Origin of the sequence: Vibrio sp. 1F279, assembly GCF_041439815.1 — a bacterium.
Classification (GTDB): domain Bacteria; phylum Pseudomonadota; class Gammaproteobacteria; order Enterobacterales; family Vibrionaceae; genus Vibrio; species Vibrio tasmaniensis_A.
Genome location: NZ_JBGOOU010000026.1, coordinates 55,267 through 73,782, shown reverse-complemented (window position 1 = coordinate 73,782; position 18,516 = coordinate 55,267). Strand labels below are relative to the sequence as shown.

The following is an 18,516-nucleotide window of genomic DNA, read 5'->3' as shown; positions in this document are numbered from 1 at the left end:
CTACTCCCCTCCATGGTTAGGTAAATGGCTGGGTAATAGGTATCCTGTCAGGGGCCCTGGCGTGACAATAAAGGCCGTCGCTTGGGCGGTGGGTGAGCCTGCGTTCCCGATTTCTGGATGGGAAAAGCTCACCGCGCAGCGCAGTGCAAAGCAGCGAGGGCTGAGGGTGACGCGTCGTGGGTCGAGCGTTTCACGCCCCGGTGCCTTATTGGTTAGGCTCACAGCCGTCACGACCTGCTCGCCCAATTGCCAAGCCGCGATGGGTTTGGCGCTTACTTGCCACTGACTGAACGCGCTTAGGCTGATATCACGAGGCAGCCCCATCGGCGCTCGCATCACGCCAGATAAAGGCTCAATGGCGTGCGATGGACTGTAAAGACTTTGCATGGCATAACGCACCAACAGGGCTTGCGGCGCCATCTTCAATTGTGAGAGGTGTGACTCGTTGCTTCGCTGGGTCAAGGCGTCACTCTGGCGATCATGGCTGTCTGTCTCATTGCTTGGTAAGACAATATCAATCTGCGGCGGGGTGACGACGCCTGCTTTGGCGCTGACATCAAGCATTAAGCGCAGTCCATCACTCAGGCGCATCACTTGAAGGCGAGTGGTATCAAAAGGCTCGGTGGCTGTGAGGTAAATTCGCCCTGCCAGTGAGGTTACGGACAGGTAAGGTGTTAAGTGCGCCGGTTGCGCGACGCGCACGTCGCTGCCTAATGCCAAAATGGTCTCTTGTCCTGGCGTGAGCACCACTTGCAGCGGGACGCCCCGCCACTCCATGGCGCGAGGCGTACTGGCCTGAGCATGAATGTGAGTCATCAGACTCAGCAGCAATGTCAGCCACAGTCCCCCACTTCTTTTCATCATTGTTCGCATCATTGCTCTTTCTCCTGCGCTTCATTGAATTGAATTTCTCTTGCTGGGCCATCAAAACAATCAATGGCGAGCTTCCAAGGGTTGCGCTCGGCGTCAATGTCGTAACGCACAATGCGCAGTGGCCAGCGGATGAAGTTATGTTTGACCAAGGTGCCATCGACGTACTCTTTGAGCTCTAAATCGGCTTGCACCGTCCAGCTGTCACGGCTGTGCGTGGTGACGCGCCAATCTGAAAAGCCGTAACCGGGAATGGGCGCTAGACTGCGTTCGCGTCCCGACAACTCGCCTGTGCGGCGCTTGTTTTGAAAGTCTTGCGTTAAGACCTTTTTGCAGCTGGGCGTCAGGTAATCGGTGTAACGATGCAGGTTCTCGCTGTATTGCTGATTGCCATCACTGGGCCAGCGGTTAATCAGTCCAAATAAATTGACGGCAAAGTCATACACATTGGGCTTAGGCACTTCCCACCACGGGCGTGAGGAGCCTGAGCTTAAATCGGGCGGCGTATGCACCGTGATGTCTTGACCGGCTTGATACCAGCCCCAAGTGGTAACCAGCGCAAGAGTGCTCATCATGGCGAGCGCGCAGCGTAGCGACCGGATGTGACTGTCTCGCCCGGCCAGTGAGGCGCGAAATCGACTTTTCGGTGGTTGACTCATGTTTTCTCCTTATCAGCCGATGCGTTTGCAGGCAAAGCGGCGCGCCTCAACGTGATAGCGCTCTGGGTGAAACCAGCGTTCAAAGCGTTTGCTGGCGTAATGTTGGCAATGGTGCGTTTTGATTCGGCTGAGCTTTCGCATGAGGCTCTTGGGCAGTGCAAAGGCGCCGAGCGCCCCGAGCAGTAAGGCGGTAAATAAAATGAGCGGCGCGCCAAACGCCACGTACAGCGCCAACCCCAGCAATCCGGTAAGGGTCATGCACACCAGGACCAGCAGCCCCATCTCGCCCATCGAGAGACCTTTATAAAAAGGCGGCATGACGTTTAAGGTTGAAGCGCAGCGCATTACACGCCCTCCAAAATATCAAGGCCGTAGTTGAGCCCCCATACCGACAGCAGCAAAAGCACAGCGCCAATCACGCCGTCACTGAGCAGGTCTTTTTTGGTGGCCTGTTTCTCTTTGATTTTGCTGAATACATCCCAGATGTGCCCCAGGAAATAGACAAAGCAGAAGGCAATGAAAATGCCGCCCCCGTAAAGCAAGATGTCGTAGGCATAGGCGTAAATGAGCTCTAAGATGTTGTCACTGCCGCCCTGAGACGGGGTATTGTTAGTGGGGATGTCCGCCATCGCGCTCAGGCTGTGCAGCCCAGTGACGACAAAAAGAAAAAACGCTCGAAGTTGGATCATGTTGCGACTCCGTAATATAAAAACCATTGAAGGATGAGAAAGATAAACACGGCGCGAAAGACCAAGCGGCGAAACACCTCTTTGGTCACTTTTTTGTTTTTCATGCCGCGAAAGCCGCTCCAGAACACCCACAGCATCCAGAGCATCAGCAAGGCGCTGGTGAGGCCCGCTAACACCAGTGCCAATGTATTGGCCTCAAAACCGGCGCCATGCTCGAAGGCTAAAAGGGGGTCATTCATGAGGCGCCTGCGAAAGGTAGTCGCCGCCCAGTGGGGTGACAGGCTTTGGCGCGCTGCGCTCAGGGCGTAAATAGGCATCGATGCCCGCTTGAAGGGTGCGGATATCAAGGCGCAGCGCATCGTAATCAAACTGACGTGCGGCGCGATAATCGGCTTCGCGCTCAGCGCGCGTGATGAGATAGTCGAGGGTGTTGAGCTGAGAAGAGACTAACGCCAGCTCTCGCTGCTCGGTATCGACGTCGGCATACAGGTTAGGACTGAGCACGCTCAGACAGAATAAAAGTGGCCATTTCACGGTGTTGACTCCTAATTAGAAAGACGTCAACACGCTAGCAAAAAGGCAATAGAAAATACTCGATAGAAATACATTGGTGGATGTATTTTTAACGAGTATTAATTTCTAAAATTGTGATATAGTCTCAAAAGGATTTATTCAGGCTCTAGTTAGGGCAGGTCTTTAGAGGTACTTCTTATAGCTCGCCACACTGGTGCGAACCAGTAACCCTGTTATGCCTGCTGCAGGCAACAACACTAAGGTCGGAGGTAGGGGCCAAATCCCAGGAATGAACAGCCATAAGTAACCGGCCCCGATCATGGTCATAGAGACAGCTCGTCGCGCGTAGTAATGGGTGGTCTCGGTTTCACGTCCGACAAAGGCGGTGCGCCGCTGACGAGAGATCAGCCCATCGAAGGCCCCAAGAAAGCTGGTCAGTAAGAACAAAGGCCAACTAAAAAAAAGCAGCGCGACGCGAACAAACAGCGCAAGGGTGACATACACCACGCCGTGCCAATACACGTTCGCAAAAGCCAATGCCCCATCAAACTCAATGCTAAGCAGAGTCTCGATGCGTTGACTCAGCGCATTCACCAGTCCCATCACCTTTGCCGCCAGATGCGGCTGATCGCTTTGCAGCAAGGTGATGTGCTCTACTAACACGGTTTTGGCGTGTTGCCCCGTCACTTGCCCCCAAAAAGGCGCGAACCACTCGATCAGTATTAATAGCACCCATATCCAGAAAAGATGCCCCAAAGCCACAAAAGGCAGGCCATACCAAGGCGTCGGCTCCTCTCGCTTTACGGGTGGGTTTGGTGTTTTTTCTGCCACAAGGCCTCCTGGGTTTTATTGCACTTCATGAATAGGCGACTTTGATTCATCTTCATCGAGCCCAAGGTAGGCATTATTCATCCAGCTGTTGAACTGCTCGGTGTCGTGCAGCCAGTCGTGCGTACTTTTGACCGATTGACTTTTTTGGAGCATCCCATCGACTAAGGCTTGGATATCCTCTGGCAGTTCGAGGTCGCCTTCATTGCCTGGCAATGGAAAGCGAAGCTTCCAAATCTTGGCGCCTTCGAGCTCAGCGTAGGCTTGGCCAATGGGTAAATTGGTGATGTCGTTATCGCTGACCAGCAGCACCTCTTTGTTTTGCAAAGTGTCTTTATTGCTTGAATGAAACCCGGTCTGACTGCCGGGCGCATCACTGGCGCCCGTATCGGGCACAATGTCTTTGATGGTCACGGTTGCCATGCGGGAGGTGAGGATTTGCGCGGTCTTTTGCTCACGAACCCGAAGGCATATCAAGCTGTTGAAGTTACCTTTGGTTTGCGCCGCTTTTGCAGGCGAGCCTAGGCGCGCTTCAATATCGGATTCGGTTTGCGTGTAGGCGGTGACGACAAATTTAGCTCCGCGCGCTTTGTTGAGGATAGGAATGAATTCATCACCAATCAGCTCATTAAATTCATCCGCGTGTATCATGATGTTGCGAGGCTTGACCTTGGCAAAGCCCGGCGCGTTACCAAACTTATAAATCTCCCCCGCCAGAGAGCACAGGTCAGCAAACATGGAGTTACCGAACGCAGCGGCCACCGTGGTATCAGAAAGCGCATCCAACCCCACATACACCACGCCCCCTTGCATGATGACCTCGCGCCAATCGATGATGGGCCGCTCATCGGCGGGCGTATGCACCGGTGAGATGATTTCAGCGGTCTTACCCGTACCGAGCTTTTCAAGCAAGGGCAGTAAGGAGGCCACAATTTTATCAAAATAGGTTTTGTCGTACTGGATGGCGCTTCGAAGTCCGGCCAGTACATCGTCTGCAGCGGGGTGCGCGCCAAAATACATTTCAAGGGCGACCACGCGAGCGCTGCGCCCCTGCAGGTGACGCGGGGTGTTTTTTTCGTTGACGTTACTTTCAAGCGCGGTCACCAATTCTGCTGCTTTGGGGTGATAAGAGGGCAGCTTTTTCACGCAGTAATCGACATACAGCTCATCAATGGCGGTCACGTAACGTTGAATGGCCGCCATATCGGGCTTTTTGCCGAGCGCGTCCAGCGCCCTTGCGATGATATTGACAAATCGCCACGCAAACTGTTTGAACGCGGCGCTGTTGCCGCCGCCGTCGAGTTGACCAGAAACGCGAGTCGCGACTTCCGTAATACGGCCAAATCGGCCGACGGGGGAATATCGCCCACTTTGGTCGGAATACCCTAAATGTAAGATATAAAACTCATCGAGGCGCCCTGCTCTCAAGCACTCAATGTACATGCGAAGCAGCATGTCGGCGTCCCCTTTAGGGTCAAACATCAACACCACATCGCCACGGCGGATATCTTGCGTTACCAAGAGTTCAGCAAGGCGCGTTTTACCGACCCCGGTTGTACCCAGCACTAAGGTGTGCCCCGCTCTCGCGCTGCTCGGCAATAAACAATCGACCTCTTCATCAAGGCCGATGCCGTGCATTCGAGAGTCGCCCCCTACCGGGGGTAAAGGTTTCACCGGGTTGATGGCACTAAGAAAGGTGTTAATGATACCCCAGCCTTTACCAGCCCTGGCTATCACACGTTTCCCAGACCAAAAGCGCTCTATCCATTTGCCTTCGTACTTGGCTTCCATGGTGCGCGCAAAGCGATAGAGTTTAGACGGTGTGACGTAGCGCTCTGCCCAGATTTGACGCGTATCATAAAGGCGCTGAGCATGGCGAGGCAGGACTATAAATCCCTTACCGAGAAAAACCTTGTTTTGATACACCGGCATGTCATCGGAGTTCATCGCCCAATAGGGCATACGAAGTAATCGCTTGCGATACCCGAGCACGGAGAGCCCTTGCTTAAGGCGAATCAGCGCGCACAAGCCAAGGCAAAAACCGAGCGGGTGCGCGAAAACAGAGGCCAGCATGAACACTTGTGGGGCGATGACCACCACGATAGCGGCCATGCTAAACATAGCTGCGCTCAGCAGCTCATCAGCAGGGCGAAGCAGACCTTCGGCGTAACCACTCATTGCAAGATCTCATCATCTAGCGTCACTCCCCACTCTCGCTGCCAGGCGCAGCGCTCTTCGAGGATTTCAATGCGGCGCTTCACTTGATGCGCCTCTTTGGCTTGAGTACTTACCTTTTTAGCTGACGGAAGTTCAAGGCGCTTTGGAGGTAAGCAGCGCTGGGCAAAGGGGTTGTCACTGTTAATGCTCATCATCGTCTCCTTGAGGTTTTAATAGCATCATTAAAGCGCGCTCAGGACTTACGTTGTGTGCCTGGCTTTGTTGGGCGAGCGTAAGAATCACTGGTGCTAGCGTCTTACTCTCTAGCACTTGATGGGTGGTGTTAATCGCGCGCTGAATATCTGCGTAAGATAAAGCGTGGGTCGGCATAGGCGCTGTCCTCATTAAAAGTCGTGAATTATTATTGTTTGAGCTCGCCGCGCTCGATGAGTACCGGGTAGTGGCGAAGGCCAAAAGCGGCGGCAAAGTCACGGCCTGCCACAGGGTAGAGTGTTAAGTTATAGCGCTTAAACCGCTGCCACCCCGCCTTCGTCTGCACATTGACGACCATCCCCATGGCGCCAATGCTCGCTAGATAGTCCCGCTTAGCACTGAGCCAGTGATGGGATAAAGCGTCATCCCCAACGATAAACAAAGGCGTGCTCACGCTTTGTTTGAGCGTGCGTCGTTCCACCTTGCCAGGGGTTAACTGCGGCGTACTCACCGGCACCATGCCTTGCAATAAATCCGCGGCCGATAAGGCGTGACTACTGAGCAACAAGAGTAGAGTGATGAGTGTTAATCGGCGATTCATGACGAGGGACTCCATTGTTGTAAGTGACGGGCAAAGGTGGCTTCATAGCGCCGAGCAGGCTGGCCCCCGCCTGGCCTGTGAAAATACCCGGCCGCTTTTACCCAGCTGCCGTGTTTACGCATGCCTTCGTTGAGCAAGACAGCGGCGTGATTGAGGTTCACCGTAGGGTCGAAGACCTCACACGGGCGGTTAAAGTGGTCTTTTTGCCAGCGCCAGTTTTGCTGCGTGAGGCCAATATCCACCATCTGTGTGTATTTCAAAAAGCCATGCAGCGCCTGGCACGCTTCAGGGTATGTCGCGTAGAAATAGGATTGACCTTTGACATTGAGCGTCCAAGGCCAAGGGCGAATTGCGCCGCTTTGCAGTTGGGTTTTGCTTTCGCCGAGCGCCAAGGAATATAGGACGCTCGCGGGAATCCCGTGCTGAGCGGCGACCTTCTGATACAGCGGCGGAATAGCCGCCTGAGCGCTGAAACACCACAGGCTTATGATTAAGGCAACGCCACGACCGACCATTGGCCTTCCCCTTGCTCTGAAATGGCCACGGGCACAGGTTTGCCTTTAGCCAAGGTCATCCATAAGGCGCGCGTGTCGTGATTTAACGTTATCCACTGTTTCTCGACATCACCGTGGCGCACCCCGGCGACCGAGGCCCACGCTTGCAACGCTTTGTCATCACCTCCGAGCATGTATACGTCCACGGCCACACCATGAGAGCGCCATTGCTTAAGTGCATCGACGCAGGTGTCGCACTTGGCGCGAACAAACAGGGCGACGCGCTCTGGCAATCGTGGCCCTATCGGCTTCAAGTTAGGATAGAGCCGCGCCCACGCGGCGCGATACGCCACTTCCAGCGCCAACAAGCCATCGGTACGTTGTTTATCAAACGCGACCAAACGCTCAGCCAAACGCGCACGTTCAGTATCACTGCGCGCAAACTGAGCTAAGACTTCTAGGGGACTCGCTTCTTGCATGTCATAGGTGAGTGGGCTTTGCATTAATTGCTCATAGCGCGCCCAGTCCGCTTGACTTAACTGCCAATATTGAGCGTCTTGCGAGACGCTCAGCGAGCGGGATTGGTTATGTTCAATGTTGGTTTGTGAGGCCTGATTGCGCTCAAGCTCTGTTGCCCCTACCCAAAAAATTGGCAGTAATGCGCACATTACCCATAAGATGGAAATCTTCATCTTCATCTTCATCCTTACCCCTCCCCGACCGTTAACGTTGTACGTTGGCCTTTGTAAAGCGCCTCGATGTGCTGTTCGTTGACGGCGGTGATTTTCCAGCCGAGATAATGTTGACCTGCTTGAAGGGCGGATAACTCTGCCAGTGTGCTGGCACCAGGCTTACCGACAATCGCCAACGGGATGTGGCCCCGCGTTTGCACATCAAATAAGACAAAAGGCGCGGTAATGGTCGGCGTCTTTACGGTGGGCTTAACGACAGGTTTGGCACGCACGGGGGGCGCATGTTTTGTTGTGGATTGACGAGAGAGGCGTTGAAGTTTTGTTTCCAATACTTCCAGCTTTTTGCTGTCTAAGCCCAATTCATCCAAACGAGCGCCTTGATTGGATTGTGTGTTGATGAGCTCGGTGATTTCACCCTGTTGCTCATCGATGCGCTGGGTTAACCCATCAAGCGCGAATTGCAATGAGTTCAGCGCCTCAATGCGCGCTTGACGCTCCTTGTCGCGGCTTTCATTCATCGCCAACACCAAACTTTGATGCAGTGCGTCCAATCGCGAGTCAAAGCTTTCCTGTTGAACCGGTGAGAAAACCTGCTGATAGGCGAACAGGCAAGCGGCGCTTAAAATAAGGCTCCACAGGCTAAACAGTAGCCCTCTAAGTAACGTTTTGAGAGTGAATTTCACACCTCGCTCCTACGGTTGTCAGTGATGGGACGACCGTAGCAAAAACACCCAAGGAAAATCTTGATTAAAAATACATTGGTGGATGTATTTCTAACGAGTATTATTTTTTAAAACTATGCTATCATTATTGGTTTTTTTAATTTAAAGCGAGCAACCTCAATTGATTTGGGCTCTTTTCTGGTAAACTCTTGCTTTAATTGAACAGATAAAATGACTGTATGAGCCGAAACCTGAAACACTATCAAGCCCTTGATGCACTCGCGACCCACGCGCTGCTTGCCCTCTATTGCACCATGAGCAAGCAAGGTGGGTTCTGGACAGTGAAAAGAAGAAATGAACGTCTCGTGAAATTCATCAAACCAAAAGTCAAACAGCCTCAGTTCTCAACGTGTAAACCTGAAATCAAAACCATGCTCAGCATTGGCCGCAGTCCAACTGGCAACTTAGAGCGCAAGCTTTGGGATGTGAACCGTCTGAATCTTGAGTACCAGGCTAAATTTTCACAAGCGGATGAACTCTACATCATGCTGAGTGGTCTATTTGAACAGCATCAATTCCCCTCGATGCTGGAAGACATAGAAAAAGACCTTGAAAGGGATACGCTCTATATGAAAGAGAAAGGCATTGAGAATGGGTTTGATGAAGACAATAACCAAATCAAGCCGCTGGCTATGACGGTGAAAACCGAACGGTTGAAAGCACTTATTGAAGCGGTGCAGGCCAATGGCATTTATCGCGTGGAAGTCGACCATGTGGATGAACATGAAGTGATTCATCTTTTGTTGCATCGAAAGGGGTAAGCGTTGTGGGTTGAGACCGACTAGGGCTTAGTTTTGCCTTGGGTGTATTGGTGCGGGACCAAATGTCCGTCTTTTACCTTAATCGAAAGCTTGTTCATTTTACAGCGAACTCCAAAAGCCGCGCAGTTAAGTAAATCCTCAAGGGATTGTGCTTTTTCAATACGTAATTTGGGTTTACGCATGAATCGTTTGAAATTGGCTTTGACTAGGCTAGGTTTGGTCGTGGGCATAAAGGTGAGGTTATTAACAGTGGATGGTGCACATAATAAACGAATCTATCTGATCATGCAGCTCCTGACCATTTTTAACAGGACTCTATGCCGTCCTACGGGCTGCGCCCTACCTGCACAGCAGTCAGAAAAGAAAATACTTCGCACTTCCTTTCCTAACCGCTCGATATTGTTTAATAACGCAAGGTAGAGCTCGACGACGAAACTTGATTGATTAACTCAACTTCAATCGCGGTAAGGATTTGTTCCATCAGTGTCTTTTTGATATCAACATGCTCTGAGCGCTCTTTAGATAATTCAGCCATGATATTAGGCATGGATCCATCAACCAGTACGACCTTTCCTATCACGCCGAAGTTATCGTGTAAAAACATCATGCAATGTCCACGATGATCATAGCTGACTCTAGCATTGACTCCATCGGGAAGGACATCCTTGGTGAGTTGAGGAAGTTGAGTGATAAAGGTGTTTTGTTGTCGGTTCCCCAACGATTCAAGCCCTTGAAGGTTCATTCCCATACGACCGATAGAGCTGATCACGGCTTGGGGACCTAGATACTCCCCAGAGTCAATCTCAATCGTTCGCCTGTCCATCACATCCATCAGCAACTTAGCAATCTCATGAGCATCAGAGAAAAGGTTCTTTTTCTCTTCCAGAATGAAATGTCGGCCCAGCCCTGGTGATAGCATCACTTCAAAGTCGCCATCCACCAATAGATTACCGTCCATGATGGTTTCCCCGCAACATTGGTCTTTATAGCGCAAGAGAGTTTCAGAGCAGGCGTGTACGATAGGTTTGAGTTTTAGCTCGGTCTCTGGGTATAAATCCTCCGCAATCGACTCATTCATGACAAAATTGATCCCTCTACGATGAAGAACAAACCGAAAAAGAAACAGGGAAATGTCATGACCAGCCAAGTTTTTCATATTGATATCACCTCTTTAGACACCATCGACTCTAGGCAACGTTAAATGTATTCGACATTGCCTTGATAAATCGGAATGCATAAGAATAGTTTCACGCTGGATGTACTTGTAATAACACAATACCAGAAACGCTAGCGGTGAACGCCAATAAGAATGATAAGAAGCCTCGATACTCACAGGGAGTGGCTTTAATTGTTCAATGTTAAAGAACGAGCCGTGCTTACTCAGTAGAGGTGACGTTAGTATTAATGATTGCCCACTGTATTTGGGGAGCAGTTCAATCAACAGTTCGAGCTCTTGGTACGTATCTCTTGTAAAAGGATAGATCGCCGTTGAAAGGTGAACATGGTATTGGTTTTTCTTTAAGGACGGGGTTAGCTTGAGTAAGGTGAGTTCATTCAAAGCGATCCTTACACTGTAACCAAAACCTATCCACACAGAGAAAAGAAGAACACCGCCATGGAGGAATAAGGGGAGATGAAGCGGCATCAACCAGACAGTGACGACCATTAAAATGACGACACCTTTGATTCCCCTAATCAAATTTATCTTTGCGGAAGGGGCATGAGAGAAGGTCAATAATCTCTGTAGGAAAATGAAAAGTAAGAGTGTGTTGACAAAAAGTATCACAAGATTATCCCATAAGGTTCATTTTGACGGCAATAAGCCCCGCTTGTTGGGGCAAGATGAAGCCGACAATTGAACAGCGTGAAAGCGTCAGGCTTTTGCATCCCACCGCGCGCCCTCGTGGTACAACAAATACCCACGATGCTGCGTTTTTCTGAGTAGTCGTATGGCTTGACGGTAAGTGGTGCGTATTACGCGCCAATCATTGCCATCGAGCATTTCCAACACCACAGGATCGTTAATTTTGTAATCCATATCAGATCTGTCTCTTTCTTAAGCGCACGAAGACAGCTAATCCAAGTAGAGATAAAAAGCCGAGAGAGCCGCCACTACCTGAGCTAGGTGTCGTTGTTGGAGGTAAGGTCTCATCATTATCATCTTTAATGGTTGGCATCGTTCCATTAACTTTAATAACTTCATCAATTCCTTGGTTTTGACCAAGATAAAGGTCTGCATTTTGCGCATCATCCAAGTTAACCAATAATGTGCATTTTTCAAACGCATTCAGACTGGCAAGGGATGCATCAATACATGTACTGCCTGCGACATTTAAAGTACCGTTTGTGAGCATGATGTTTGAAGAGATATCAGAGCGAGATAACGGTGCAGAGTGCAGAGATTGCAGTGTAATGGTCGCTTGACCGCCCGATGTTTTTACAATACTTGGATAGTGCCAGCCGTTAACCGTATCGGTGAGAAATTGACGCACGTTAGGTGTATCAATATTGGTTCCCATGGTTTGCCTACCGTATGTTGGACTATTTTCGCTCCCTTTGTGTACGGCTATAATTTCATTATTGTTTATCCAAGCGCTGCCCGAATCACCTTGTATCGTGTTCGAGGTACCTAAAAAAATAGCCTCCAGAGTTTGAGTCCCAAATTCAATTGTCCGATTAGAAACCATAAAGTCAGCTTGATTGAGCGCGCGAGCCGTCCTGCCAAACCCTGCAATGGTCATTGCCTCCCCAGCTTTATTTAACGGATTGGTTTCTATGAGGGCCTGGAAGTGTGTGTATGGTAGAATTTCATCGACTTCCAACAGGGCCACATCATCGCCCCAATTTTCACCCAATTTATGCGGGGTAAATGAATAAGTGTCATTAGAGTATAAACGAATGGTATCGGCACTGTACGAGGGAGAGCCTTCTTTCCAGCAATGCCCTGCAGTTAGCACAAAGCGACCTGCAATTAATGTCCCAGTACAATTCGCTTCTGAATCGATGAATTGAGAATCCAATTGAACTGCGTTGTTGTTCTGTGACCAATCAACTGACGTGCCGTTCACAATAGCAAATGATGGTGCCGACAAGGTTAAAAAAGCTAAAGATATCCATGTTTTTTTCATAAAATAGACCTCTGTAAGTTGGCGTTCATTATACCATCAAAAGAGGTCTGTTTCCTTGTAATTGTTTGCATTTACTTATGATCTTTACGACTAAAAACGTCCTTATATGATCGAAAGTTCGTTTATTGACACTCGGCTTTATAACCTGAGTCTGTAGGTGTTATTACCGTTGTTTTATAACCAGTGCATATAGTTCCATTCGAGTTGTATGATGTACATTCTCTACCGGTATATTGGTTTGAAATTAACGCTTTCGCACCTTTAATGCACGACTGTCCTGTGGCATTTGGTGAAATCACTTGAGCATACGCCCCCGCATTTTCCCATTGCGTGACACTGCTTGAAGTTTTCACCCATATACCAAGTTGATTCGCCCCGCTTTTTGCATTCTGGTCAAACTCATCGGGTTGCATTGGCAACAATGTATCTGACAAATGGGCATTTTGCTGGGCGTACCACTCAGCATCGGTATTCGCATCGTCAAGTGTGACTTTCGCCGACACGGAGGCACTAAAGACTCCAGTGAATAAGAGTGTTGTCATGCTTTTTTTTAACATTGTATTTCTTCCTTTATGTCGTGAGTTATTGGCATGTGGTTTCCGCGAGCACTGTCGCCCCGTTATTGATGTAAGCTTGTCCAGTGTCATTTTTTATTACGCGCTGCTTGACTGTTATAGTCCAATATTTACCGTTGTCCGTTGAATTAGGAATGACGGAGCCTGTTGCCGTATAATCGGCTGTAACATTGGTGCGTGCAACGCTCATCCAAATATGCGGAGCTAGAGAGCTTGGACAAGTAGGTTTTTCTATTTTATTTCCATCATTTGCATACTGTTTAGTCGACAAACCTCTTGCAACTGAGATTTGACGATCTTTACCATCCTTATCCTTGCCGGCAATCGTGTAGTCTTTCGCATTCGTAATACCGTGCTGACCGCCCACATCCCAATCCTCTGTTAATGTGGCGCTCCCATCGCGCATGACAATGTTTTCGTACATCAGTGCTAACGTCGCTTGACGCAAGGTAATGTGGATATCATTACCTGCACGCTCAGCTCCTGGAATGTCAATCAACACATTTGAGTAACGTGTCCACTCTTTCGGATCTGAAGCCAGTTCAGAAAGAGGAATGCGAATGACTAAATGCTCGTTAAATGCCGGTATGTGCGTAAGGTCGGTGTAAAAGTAAGTACTCAGACGCGAATGGCTCCACGGCACATAATCTGGCAACTTACATTCACTGTTGAGTTCTTGGTCAATCGTGCAACTGCCCCAGTATTGTTCGGGGTAGTCGTTCATGAGGTTATCCAACGTTGCTGGCCAACTCGCTTTACTGGTCGCATCGACACCTTCTTCGGTGATTTTGTAGTATTGATATTGATGAATGCGCTCTATCAGTCCTCTTATGTGCTCACTGTAAGCTTTCGCTTTCTTGTCAGTTTGGTAGTCGTTATAAAATGGTAAGGCTGCTATAAAAATAATCAGACTGAGTACGAGCGTAAGGATGAACTCGACGAGCCCCACACCGCGTTGTTTGAAGGCACTATTCATCAGCGAAGCTCTCCGTCGTAATGGCAGGTACTACGGTTATTGCATCAATATAGGATGGAGACATTACAGCGGGTGGCTGTTCAGTAATGAGATTGATGAACAATTTCTGATTTATGCCAACACTCACACCGGTCAGTAGACCGATCCCCCAACCTAACAAAAAATACAGTCCCATTTTGGTCTTTTGGTTCATCATTGGCCTCGTTTTAAATAAGAGCGTTTTCATTTTATTGTTCATCATTCATTCCTTTATTCGACAAGCCTATCTTTACCAAGCAAAACACGCCGTAGCTGGGTCAAACTCCATGCGTGATACATCGGTTGGCCCTTTAACGACTTCAAGTATCTTTAAGGTTTGCCCCTGAAATTGCCAACTGCCTATCACGGTTTGAGCCAGTTCGTTAAGGCGAGTTGCCTCCTGACTGGAGTGCGCCGTCAACGTGAGGTGCTTACCTATCACGCGGCCGCTGTTGCGGCTCGCCTGATAGGCAATATCGAGCGACCAAGGGCTGTTATCCCGGATGCTCGCATCCAACCATCCCTCACTGACCAATGTATTGATGTTGTCGTCAATCGGTATGTGCAGACAGCCAGTGCGCTCGGTTTCGCTGCGTATCTGCTCATCCATCGCTTGCATGACCGCTGAGGTTGTTTGCTTAAACAACGCTTTTTCTCGCGCACCGTTGTACGCCAGCAATAGGCCAGTGACGACGCCTAACATGGCCAAGGTGCGCAGCGTACTGGCTAGTGTGAGGGAGGTAATATTCATATCATTTCCTTACAGTGTCACAGTGATGACGTTGCCAGAGACGGCTAAGGTCGCGCAGCTGGCGGCGCTGTTACAGTTACCGGCACTCAATTTAGCGAGCGTATCGGCCAAGTCATCGATGTATTGCGTATCGATGTTGGTGATGCCCACCTTCACGCGCTGCATGTTCGCGCTATCGACCGTCAAGGTGTAATTCCCGCCATATTCATTGGTGCCAACGCCATCACGCGTATCACCACAAATCGTGGAGGACACCGCATTGCGGGTGGCACTGCACACTTTGCTCATGCCAGTACCACTGTGATTGACGCTTTTGACTTTCTCCGCGCCGGCTTTGATTTGCGTGACCGCCGAGACGGTATTGGCTTGCGCCGACCAAGCGGTTGCCATGTTGTAGAGTTTGACGATGCCAAGAAAGAGAAAAACGGCCAGGATGAGGTACATGATGAAATCAATCAGGCTGATACCACGTTGTTGGTTTGGGTTTGAACGAATGCGTTTCATGTTGTGTTTCCTTAGAGTTGTATCGAGATAAAAAGGGATGCCATGGCGCTGCCCACCAGGGCGGCGAGCAGCAAGATACCCAAAACTAAAATGACTTTTGGGACAATGAGTTTCAGCGTGGCCATTTTTTTCGATAAATGGCGGTGGTGTTGCTCGGCGCTTTTTTCCAGCAAGGTCGAAAGCGGAGCGATATCCCCCATCACGTTCAGGTTGACCTGCGCGTCACGGAGCAAAAGCCCGGTATCGAGCGCGCGCCCTGGGTTGGTTTCGGTTTCAAGCTGGCGCTGCATTTGATTGAGGTGAGACTTCAAATAGCGAGACGAATAAGCGTCCACCTCCGTCATGGCAGCTTTGAGGCTCATGCCCGCTTGTGACAGATTGGCGAGCGTGGACAAAAGGTTGCCCGCTACCGCCATGCGATAGTCGCAAAATGGCCAGATGTTATCGGCCATATCGCGCCCTTGCCCTGTCCATATCGGCATGAGTAGCGCTTGAATAACCAGCGAGCCAATGAAGAGGCTCAGCGCCACCAGTCCCGGCCCTGAAACCGTCTCTCGAACCTGACTGGCCATCGAGTGTTCAAGACCCGCAGTCGTAATGATTTCACCACTGATGTACACGCCTAATACGCCAAGTCCCAGCAAAGTCAGCAGTGGAAAGGCCATCATGAGTAATAGAGACTTCATCACGCCTTGACCGCCTTCGAGCTCTTTAATGGCAATGTCTAAGCCGCTTTTGAGCTGACCGTTTTGCTCAGCAATGGCGAGGGTTGACACCACGACGGGCGAAAGCCAGCCACTGAGCACATCGGTAAAGCGTTTGCCTTCCCCAGGCGCCTTTAGACCCGCTTGACCAATTTTTTGCGTGCTCCCCGAGCCACTGCTTGCCAGCTTTTGGCAAAAATCCTTGGTGGTCATGCCGTACTGCGCGCAGGTACGCCACTGCTCAAGGAGGGCGGTTTGGTCTTTTTTGTCAAACAACCACTGTTCAAGAGACACCGACATGATTGACCTCCGTTTGGTCTGCGTTCGCCTGCTCATCCATCTCTTGACCGATTTGTTGATATAAAGATTGAGAGGACACCGGCATCAAGCCATCCACTTGCTCAGAGGCGGACGCAACGTCCACTTGACCAAGGGCGATACGATGAAGGGTATGGCGACGAATATCGGGCCAACCTTGCGTCTGCAGGTAACGACTCCAACCCAAATAGTCCTGCGCTTTGATGAACTCGCGGTCCGCATCTTCGATGGCGATAAGCTCCAACACCAACAAACGGCCACTTTCACCCGTTTGACGGCAATGCTCGCAGCCAGCAGGATGCTTTACGCGCACTTGATGATGCGCCTCGGGTAACAGCGTTGAAACTTGAGTCAACTTGGTTTGATAAGCGGCTTGCTCATCGTGATGGTCATAGACCGCTTTCGCTTCATCCAGGGTTAAGGCGCAGTGCGGACACAACTTTCGCACCAGCTTTTGATGGGTAAAGAGCTGCATCAATCCTGGCGCCGAAACAATGGAAGACGGAATGCCGAGCTGCTCAATAAAAATAGCCGGCACCCCTAGCGCGCTGTTGGCGTGCAAGGTCGAGAGGGCTAAACCACCCGTTTCGCCTTTGCGCGTAAACTCTTTGGTGGTGTCATGACTTCGAAGCTCACCAAACGAGGTGATGTCGATGTCTTGACGAAGCTGCTCTAGGGCATAGAAGGTGTAGTCCAGGTATTGCCCCGAGCCATCGACCAACTCACGCTTGGGCTCAACCAAGGTTTTCGTGATGCCCGTTTGTTCAAACTCAATCGGGTCTTCGAGCGTATGGCAGCAACGCGCCACGCGGTCAACCGTGTCAAACAAGGCGTACACTAACGAGGTTTTTCCTGAGCCCATGGGGCCGGTGAGCACAATAATGCCTGAGCGGCGCTGCATTTTACTTTCCAGCAAATCACGTTGAGCAGGCAACAAATCCATATTATCAAGCGTGAGAGGCTCCCCAAGGGGCGTCAAACAACGCAGTACCAATTTAATGCCGTGACTGAGCGGCATCATCGCGACGCGCCACTCCACCATAATAGTGACACGGTGACTTTCTCCCTCCTCATCCAGCTTTGTGACGGAGCAAGGGAGTTCAAAGCGGTCATTAAGTGGCAACCTAGGAGAGTAGTTGGAGTTACCTAAGCTGAACGTGTACGCCGCTAAGGATTGACCCATCGCCCGGTCGAGTCGCTCAGCGCTCTCCCCGCCAGCAAAGGTTTTGAGCCTTTCACGGCGCCCATCCACGCGCAGTAAAATCTGAGTACTGTTGCGATGCACTTCAAGGTGAATGTCTGAGGCTTTGACCTCCACCGCGGCTTGGCAAAGCTGCGTCAGTTTATCGCCATAGGCCGACTCCAACGCGGCTTGCGTCTCTTGATTAAGTAGCGTGCGCGCCATATCTAGTAAGGTTTGCACACGCGTTTCATCGGTTAATTTCACCATCGGGGCACGAGCAAAAAAGCGCCCGCCACTGAGCGATTCCGTCTCTTGTACGTAACGGCGAATATCAGCGTGTTTTGGGCTGTCATAACAGTCCACCCAAATCACCCCCTCCTCATCCACAATGGTGTGGCCATCTTCGATGCACAGCTCAAGTAAGGTTTGGTCGTGCAATAAAGACAGGTCATGTCTGGATTCATTCATCAAAAACCCTCCATGCGTAGAAAGCGCGGCGCGCCGTTATCACGTAAACGAACGCCTTGCTCACTCACGCTGATAATCGACAAGGTTCCGACCACGGTGCCTCTTTGCACTTTATGCCAACGGCCATGCACGTTAATGCGGGCCTGCCACGCGCCGTTGTCGATTTGCACAAGGCTGCCCAACATCAAGCCGGCGGTTTGCACCTCCTTTGACGCTCTTGAAGACGTACTCACCACCGGGGTCACGCTGACGGGGGCGCCGATGAGGCTCAACTCGGTTTCCAGACTGTCCGGTTGCGAGCGTAAATTTTGCTCACGCACCTGCGCATCAAGCGTCGCCATGTTGAGCTCAGACAGCTTATTAAGGTACGTCTCAATATCGTCGCTAAGAGGTGGCAGGGGTGCGACCGACTCTGGCTCAAGATTGAGTTTGGCCATTTGCTGAGCTAAACCCTCACTGACGGCCTCTACAGACTGCTCCAGAGCCATCGGCGCCTCTGCGGTTAATGTTGATAAAGACGTTGAAGCGGGCGCCTCACTACCCCACTCAATAGGGTTGTCTTGCTCGGTGTGCTCCGCGGACGCACCCGCGTACTCGGACTCAACGTCAGGAAATAACGTGGTGTAGCCCATGGCTACGGCCGCCGCGCCCAACAGGGCGATGAGACCAATTTTGACTGGGGGAAGGGTCAT

At 50.6% G+C, this 18,516-nt stretch carries 26 protein-coding genes; 1 reads left to right on the top strand and 25 read right to left on the bottom strand.

Annotated elements, in window-relative coordinates:
* The 14 genes from ACED60_RS17855 to ACED60_RS17790 all read right to left on the bottom strand — a co-directional run bounded on the left by ACED60_RS17855 (position 1) and on the right by ACED60_RS17790 (position 8,399).
* Positions 1-876 carry a TIGR03749 family integrating conjugative element protein gene (locus ACED60_RS17855; protein ID WP_371728105.1) on the bottom strand — a complete coding sequence of 292 codons (876 nt, stop codon included), beginning with the start codon at positions 874-876 and terminating at the stop codon, positions 1-3.
* Positions 873-1,529: a PFL_4703 family integrating conjugative element protein gene (locus ACED60_RS17850; protein WP_371728104.1), complete on the bottom strand. Its 657-nt coding sequence runs from the start codon at positions 1,527-1,529 to the stop codon at positions 873-875. The genes ACED60_RS17855 and ACED60_RS17850 overlap by 4 nt, the downstream gene beginning before the upstream one ends.
* A 12-nt stretch (positions 1,530-1,541) precedes the next feature.
* The gene (locus ACED60_RS17845) at positions 1,542-1,874 is read right to left on the bottom strand and encodes a DUF3487 family protein (protein WP_102420863.1); all 333 of its coding nucleotides are present in this window, start codon (positions 1,872-1,874) and stop codon (positions 1,542-1,544) included.
* Positions 1,874-2,218: a TIGR03745 family integrating conjugative element membrane protein gene (locus ACED60_RS17840; protein WP_102420864.1), complete on the bottom strand. Its 345-nt coding sequence runs from the start codon at positions 2,216-2,218 to the stop codon at positions 1,874-1,876. Before ACED60_RS17840 ends, ACED60_RS17845 begins: the two co-directional genes overlap by 1 nt.
* The gene (locus ACED60_RS17835; protein ID WP_017108825.1) at positions 2,215-2,457 is read right to left on the bottom strand and encodes a TIGR03758 family integrating conjugative element protein; all 243 of its coding nucleotides are present in this window, start codon (positions 2,455-2,457) and stop codon (positions 2,215-2,217) included. The genes ACED60_RS17840 and ACED60_RS17835 overlap by 4 nt, the downstream gene beginning before the upstream one ends.
* On the bottom strand, positions 2,450-2,752 hold the full coding sequence (locus ACED60_RS17830) for an RAQPRD family integrative conjugative element protein (protein WP_102300518.1): 303 nt from the start codon (positions 2,750-2,752) through the stop codon (positions 2,450-2,452). The genes ACED60_RS17835 and ACED60_RS17830 overlap by 8 nt, the downstream gene beginning before the upstream one ends.
* A gap of 162 nt (positions 2,753-2,914) precedes the next feature.
* Positions 2,915-3,562 (bottom strand): DUF4400 domain-containing protein, encoded by a 648-nt coding sequence (locus tag ACED60_RS17825; RefSeq protein ID WP_102420865.1) that lies wholly within the window; start codon positions 3,560-3,562, stop codon positions 2,915-2,917.
* A gap of 15 nt (positions 3,563-3,577) precedes the next feature.
* The gene (gene traD / locus ACED60_RS17820) at positions 3,578-5,737 is read right to left on the bottom strand and encodes a type IV conjugative transfer system coupling protein TraD (protein ID WP_102420866.1); all 2,160 of its coding nucleotides are present in this window, start codon (positions 5,735-5,737) and stop codon (positions 3,578-3,580) included.
* A complete protein-coding gene (locus ACED60_RS17815; RefSeq protein ID WP_136987434.1) occupies positions 5,734-5,928 on the bottom strand; it encodes a hypothetical protein in 195 nt (64 codons plus the stop codon). Before ACED60_RS17815 ends, traD begins: the two co-directional genes overlap by 4 nt.
* Positions 5,918-6,106, bottom strand: coding sequence for a hypothetical protein (locus tag ACED60_RS17810; RefSeq protein WP_371728103.1), 189 nt, complete (start codon positions 6,104-6,106; stop codon positions 5,918-5,920). The genes ACED60_RS17815 and ACED60_RS17810 overlap by 11 nt, the downstream gene beginning before the upstream one ends.
* Positions 6,107-6,137: 31 nt before the next feature.
* Positions 6,138-6,530, bottom strand: a complete 393-nt coding sequence (locus ACED60_RS17805) for an integrating conjugative element protein (RefSeq protein WP_136984685.1) — start codon at positions 6,528-6,530, stop codon at positions 6,138-6,140.
* Positions 6,527-7,045 carry a hypothetical protein gene (locus ACED60_RS17800; RefSeq protein ID WP_017108832.1) on the bottom strand — a complete coding sequence of 173 codons (519 nt, stop codon included), beginning with the start codon at positions 7,043-7,045 and terminating at the stop codon, positions 6,527-6,529. The genes ACED60_RS17805 and ACED60_RS17800 overlap by 4 nt, the downstream gene beginning before the upstream one ends.
* Positions 7,021-7,728 carry a TIGR03759 family integrating conjugative element protein gene (locus ACED60_RS17795; RefSeq protein ID WP_371728102.1) on the bottom strand — a complete coding sequence of 236 codons (708 nt, stop codon included), beginning with the start codon at positions 7,726-7,728 and terminating at the stop codon, positions 7,021-7,023. The genes ACED60_RS17800 and ACED60_RS17795 overlap by 25 nt, the downstream gene beginning before the upstream one ends.
* A 2-nt stretch (positions 7,729-7,730) precedes the next feature.
* Positions 7,731-8,399, bottom strand: coding sequence for a hypothetical protein (locus ACED60_RS17790; RefSeq protein ID WP_371728101.1), 669 nt, complete (start codon positions 8,397-8,399; stop codon positions 7,731-7,733).
* 218 nt (positions 8,400-8,617) lie between these two features.
* Between ACED60_RS17790 and ACED60_RS17785 the strand changes: the two genes are divergently transcribed.
* Positions 8,618-9,199, top strand: coding sequence for a DUF2913 family protein (locus ACED60_RS17785; protein WP_371722060.1), 582 nt, complete (start codon positions 8,618-8,620; stop codon positions 9,197-9,199).
* 403 nt (positions 9,200-9,602) lie between these two features.
* Here ACED60_RS17785 and ACED60_RS17780 read toward each other — a convergent pair whose 3' ends face one another.
* The 11 genes from ACED60_RS17780 to ACED60_RS17730 all read right to left on the bottom strand — a co-directional run bounded on the left by ACED60_RS17780 (position 9,603) and on the right by ACED60_RS17730 (position 18,516).
* Positions 9,603-10,277 (bottom strand): hypothetical protein, encoded by a 675-nt coding sequence (locus tag ACED60_RS17780; protein ID WP_371728100.1) that lies wholly within the window; start codon positions 10,275-10,277, stop codon positions 9,603-9,605.
* Positions 10,278-10,370: 93 nt separating this feature from the next.
* Positions 10,371-10,865: a hypothetical protein gene (locus ACED60_RS17775; RefSeq protein ID WP_371728099.1), complete on the bottom strand. Its 495-nt coding sequence runs from the start codon at positions 10,863-10,865 to the stop codon at positions 10,371-10,373.
* 373 nt (positions 10,866-11,238) lie between these two features.
* On the bottom strand, positions 11,239-12,327 hold the full coding sequence (locus ACED60_RS17770; RefSeq protein ID WP_371728098.1) for a trypsin-like serine protease: 1,089 nt from the start codon (positions 12,325-12,327) through the stop codon (positions 11,239-11,241).
* Positions 12,328-12,449: 122 nt separating this feature from the next.
* Positions 12,450-12,884: a hypothetical protein gene (locus ACED60_RS17765; RefSeq protein WP_371728097.1), complete on the bottom strand. Its 435-nt coding sequence runs from the start codon at positions 12,882-12,884 to the stop codon at positions 12,450-12,452.
* Between the two features lie 25 nt (positions 12,885-12,909).
* On the bottom strand, positions 12,910-13,878 hold the full coding sequence (locus ACED60_RS17760; RefSeq protein WP_371728096.1) for a hypothetical protein: 969 nt from the start codon (positions 13,876-13,878) through the stop codon (positions 12,910-12,912).
* Positions 13,871-14,074: a hypothetical protein gene (locus ACED60_RS17755; RefSeq protein WP_237297747.1), complete on the bottom strand. Its 204-nt coding sequence runs from the start codon at positions 14,072-14,074 to the stop codon at positions 13,871-13,873. The genes ACED60_RS17760 and ACED60_RS17755 overlap by 8 nt, the downstream gene beginning before the upstream one ends.
* Positions 14,075-14,146: 72 nt before the next feature.
* Complete coding sequence (locus ACED60_RS17750) at positions 14,147-14,647, bottom strand: hypothetical protein (RefSeq protein ID WP_371728095.1); 501 nt, start codon at positions 14,645-14,647, stop codon at positions 14,147-14,149.
* A gap of 9 nt (positions 14,648-14,656) precedes the next feature.
* Complete coding sequence (locus tag ACED60_RS17745; RefSeq protein WP_102479402.1) at positions 14,657-15,151, bottom strand: hypothetical protein; 495 nt, start codon at positions 15,149-15,151, stop codon at positions 14,657-14,659.
* 11 nt (positions 15,152-15,162) lie between these two features.
* Positions 15,163-16,155 carry a type II secretion system F family protein gene (locus ACED60_RS17740; RefSeq protein ID WP_371728094.1) on the bottom strand — a complete coding sequence of 331 codons (993 nt, stop codon included), beginning with the start codon at positions 16,153-16,155 and terminating at the stop codon, positions 15,163-15,165.
* Complete coding sequence (locus ACED60_RS17735; RefSeq protein WP_371728093.1) at positions 16,139-17,824, bottom strand: GspE/PulE family protein; 1,686 nt, start codon at positions 17,822-17,824, stop codon at positions 16,139-16,141. Before ACED60_RS17735 ends, ACED60_RS17740 begins: the two co-directional genes overlap by 17 nt.
* A complete protein-coding gene (locus ACED60_RS17730; protein ID WP_371728092.1) occupies positions 17,824-18,516 on the bottom strand; it encodes a hypothetical protein in 693 nt (230 codons plus the stop codon). Before ACED60_RS17730 ends, ACED60_RS17735 begins: the two co-directional genes overlap by 1 nt.

What these genes read in the sequence shown, in the direction of transcription:
- ACED60_RS17840 (WP_102420864.1), bottom strand. Translation starts at nt 2,218, where the DNA reads ATGATCCAACTTCGAGCGTTTTTTCTTTTTGTCGTCACTGGGCTGCAC.
- ACED60_RS17850 (WP_371728104.1), bottom strand. Translation starts at nt 1,529, where the DNA reads ATGAGTCAACCACCGAAAAGTCGATTTCGCGCCTCACTGGCCGGGCGA.
- ACED60_RS17730 (WP_371728092.1), bottom strand. Translation starts at nt 18,516, where the DNA reads ATGACCCTTCCCCCAGTCAAAATTGGTCTCATCGCCCTGTTGGGCGCG.
- ACED60_RS17835 (WP_017108825.1), bottom strand. Translation starts at nt 2,457, where the DNA reads ATGAATGACCCCCTTTTAGCCTTCGAGCATGGCGCCGGTTTTGAGGCC.
- ACED60_RS17775 (WP_371728099.1), bottom strand. Translation starts at nt 10,865, where the DNA reads ATGGTCGTCACTGTCTGGTTGATGCCGCTTCATCTCCCCTTATTCCTC.
- ACED60_RS17750 (WP_371728095.1), bottom strand. Translation starts at nt 14,647, where the DNA reads ATGAATATTACCTCCCTCACACTAGCCAGTACGCTGCGCACCTTGGCC.
- ACED60_RS17740 (WP_371728094.1), bottom strand. Translation starts at nt 16,155, where the DNA reads ATGTCGGTGTCTCTTGAACAGTGGTTGTTTGACAAAAAAGACCAAACC.
- ACED60_RS17815 (WP_136987434.1), bottom strand. Translation starts at nt 5,928, where the DNA reads ATGAGCATTAACAGTGACAACCCCTTTGCCCAGCGCTGCTTACCTCCA.
- ACED60_RS17755 (WP_237297747.1), bottom strand. Translation starts at nt 14,074, where the DNA reads ATGATGAACCAAAAGACCAAAATGGGACTGTATTTTTTGTTAGGTTGG.
- ACED60_RS17810 (WP_371728103.1), bottom strand. Translation starts at nt 6,106, where the DNA reads ATGCCGACCCACGCTTTATCTTACGCAGATATTCAGCGCGCGATTAAC.
- ACED60_RS17780 (WP_371728100.1), bottom strand. Translation starts at nt 10,277, where the DNA reads ATGAATGAGTCGATTGCGGAGGATTTATACCCAGAGACCGAGCTAAAA.
- ACED60_RS17805 (WP_136984685.1), bottom strand. Translation starts at nt 6,530, where the DNA reads ATGAATCGCCGATTAACACTCATCACTCTACTCTTGTTGCTCAGTAGT.
- ACED60_RS17770 (WP_371728098.1), bottom strand. Translation starts at nt 12,327, where the DNA reads ATGAAAAAAACATGGATATCTTTAGCTTTTTTAACCTTGTCGGCACCA.
- ACED60_RS17760 (WP_371728096.1), bottom strand. Translation starts at nt 13,878, where the DNA reads ATGAATAGTGCCTTCAAACAACGCGGTGTGGGGCTCGTCGAGTTCATC.
- ACED60_RS17735 (WP_371728093.1), bottom strand. Translation starts at nt 17,824, where the DNA reads ATGAATGAATCCAGACATGACCTGTCTTTATTGCACGACCAAACCTTA.
- traD (WP_102420866.1), bottom strand. Translation starts at nt 5,737, where the DNA reads ATGAGTGGTTACGCCGAAGGTCTGCTTCGCCCTGCTGATGAGCTGCTG.
- ACED60_RS17800 (WP_017108832.1), bottom strand. Translation starts at nt 7,045, where the DNA reads ATGGTCGGTCGTGGCGTTGCCTTAATCATAAGCCTGTGGTGTTTCAGC.
- ACED60_RS17855 (WP_371728105.1), bottom strand. Translation starts at nt 876, where the DNA reads ATGATGCGAACAATGATGAAAAGAAGTGGGGGACTGTGGCTGACATTG.
- ACED60_RS17785 (WP_371722060.1), top strand. Translation starts at nt 8,618, where the DNA reads ATGAGCCGAAACCTGAAACACTATCAAGCCCTTGATGCACTCGCGACC.
- ACED60_RS17745 (WP_102479402.1), bottom strand. Translation starts at nt 15,151, where the DNA reads ATGAAACGCATTCGTTCAAACCCAAACCAACAACGTGGTATCAGCCTG.
- ACED60_RS17795 (WP_371728102.1), bottom strand. Translation starts at nt 7,728, where the DNA reads ATGAAGATGAAGATGAAGATTTCCATCTTATGGGTAATGTGCGCATTA.
- ACED60_RS17845 (WP_102420863.1), bottom strand. Translation starts at nt 1,874, where the DNA reads ATGCGCTGCGCTTCAACCTTAAACGTCATGCCGCCTTTTTATAAAGGT.
- ACED60_RS17765 (WP_371728097.1), bottom strand. Translation starts at nt 12,884, where the DNA reads ATGTTAAAAAAAAGCATGACAACACTCTTATTCACTGGAGTCTTTAGT.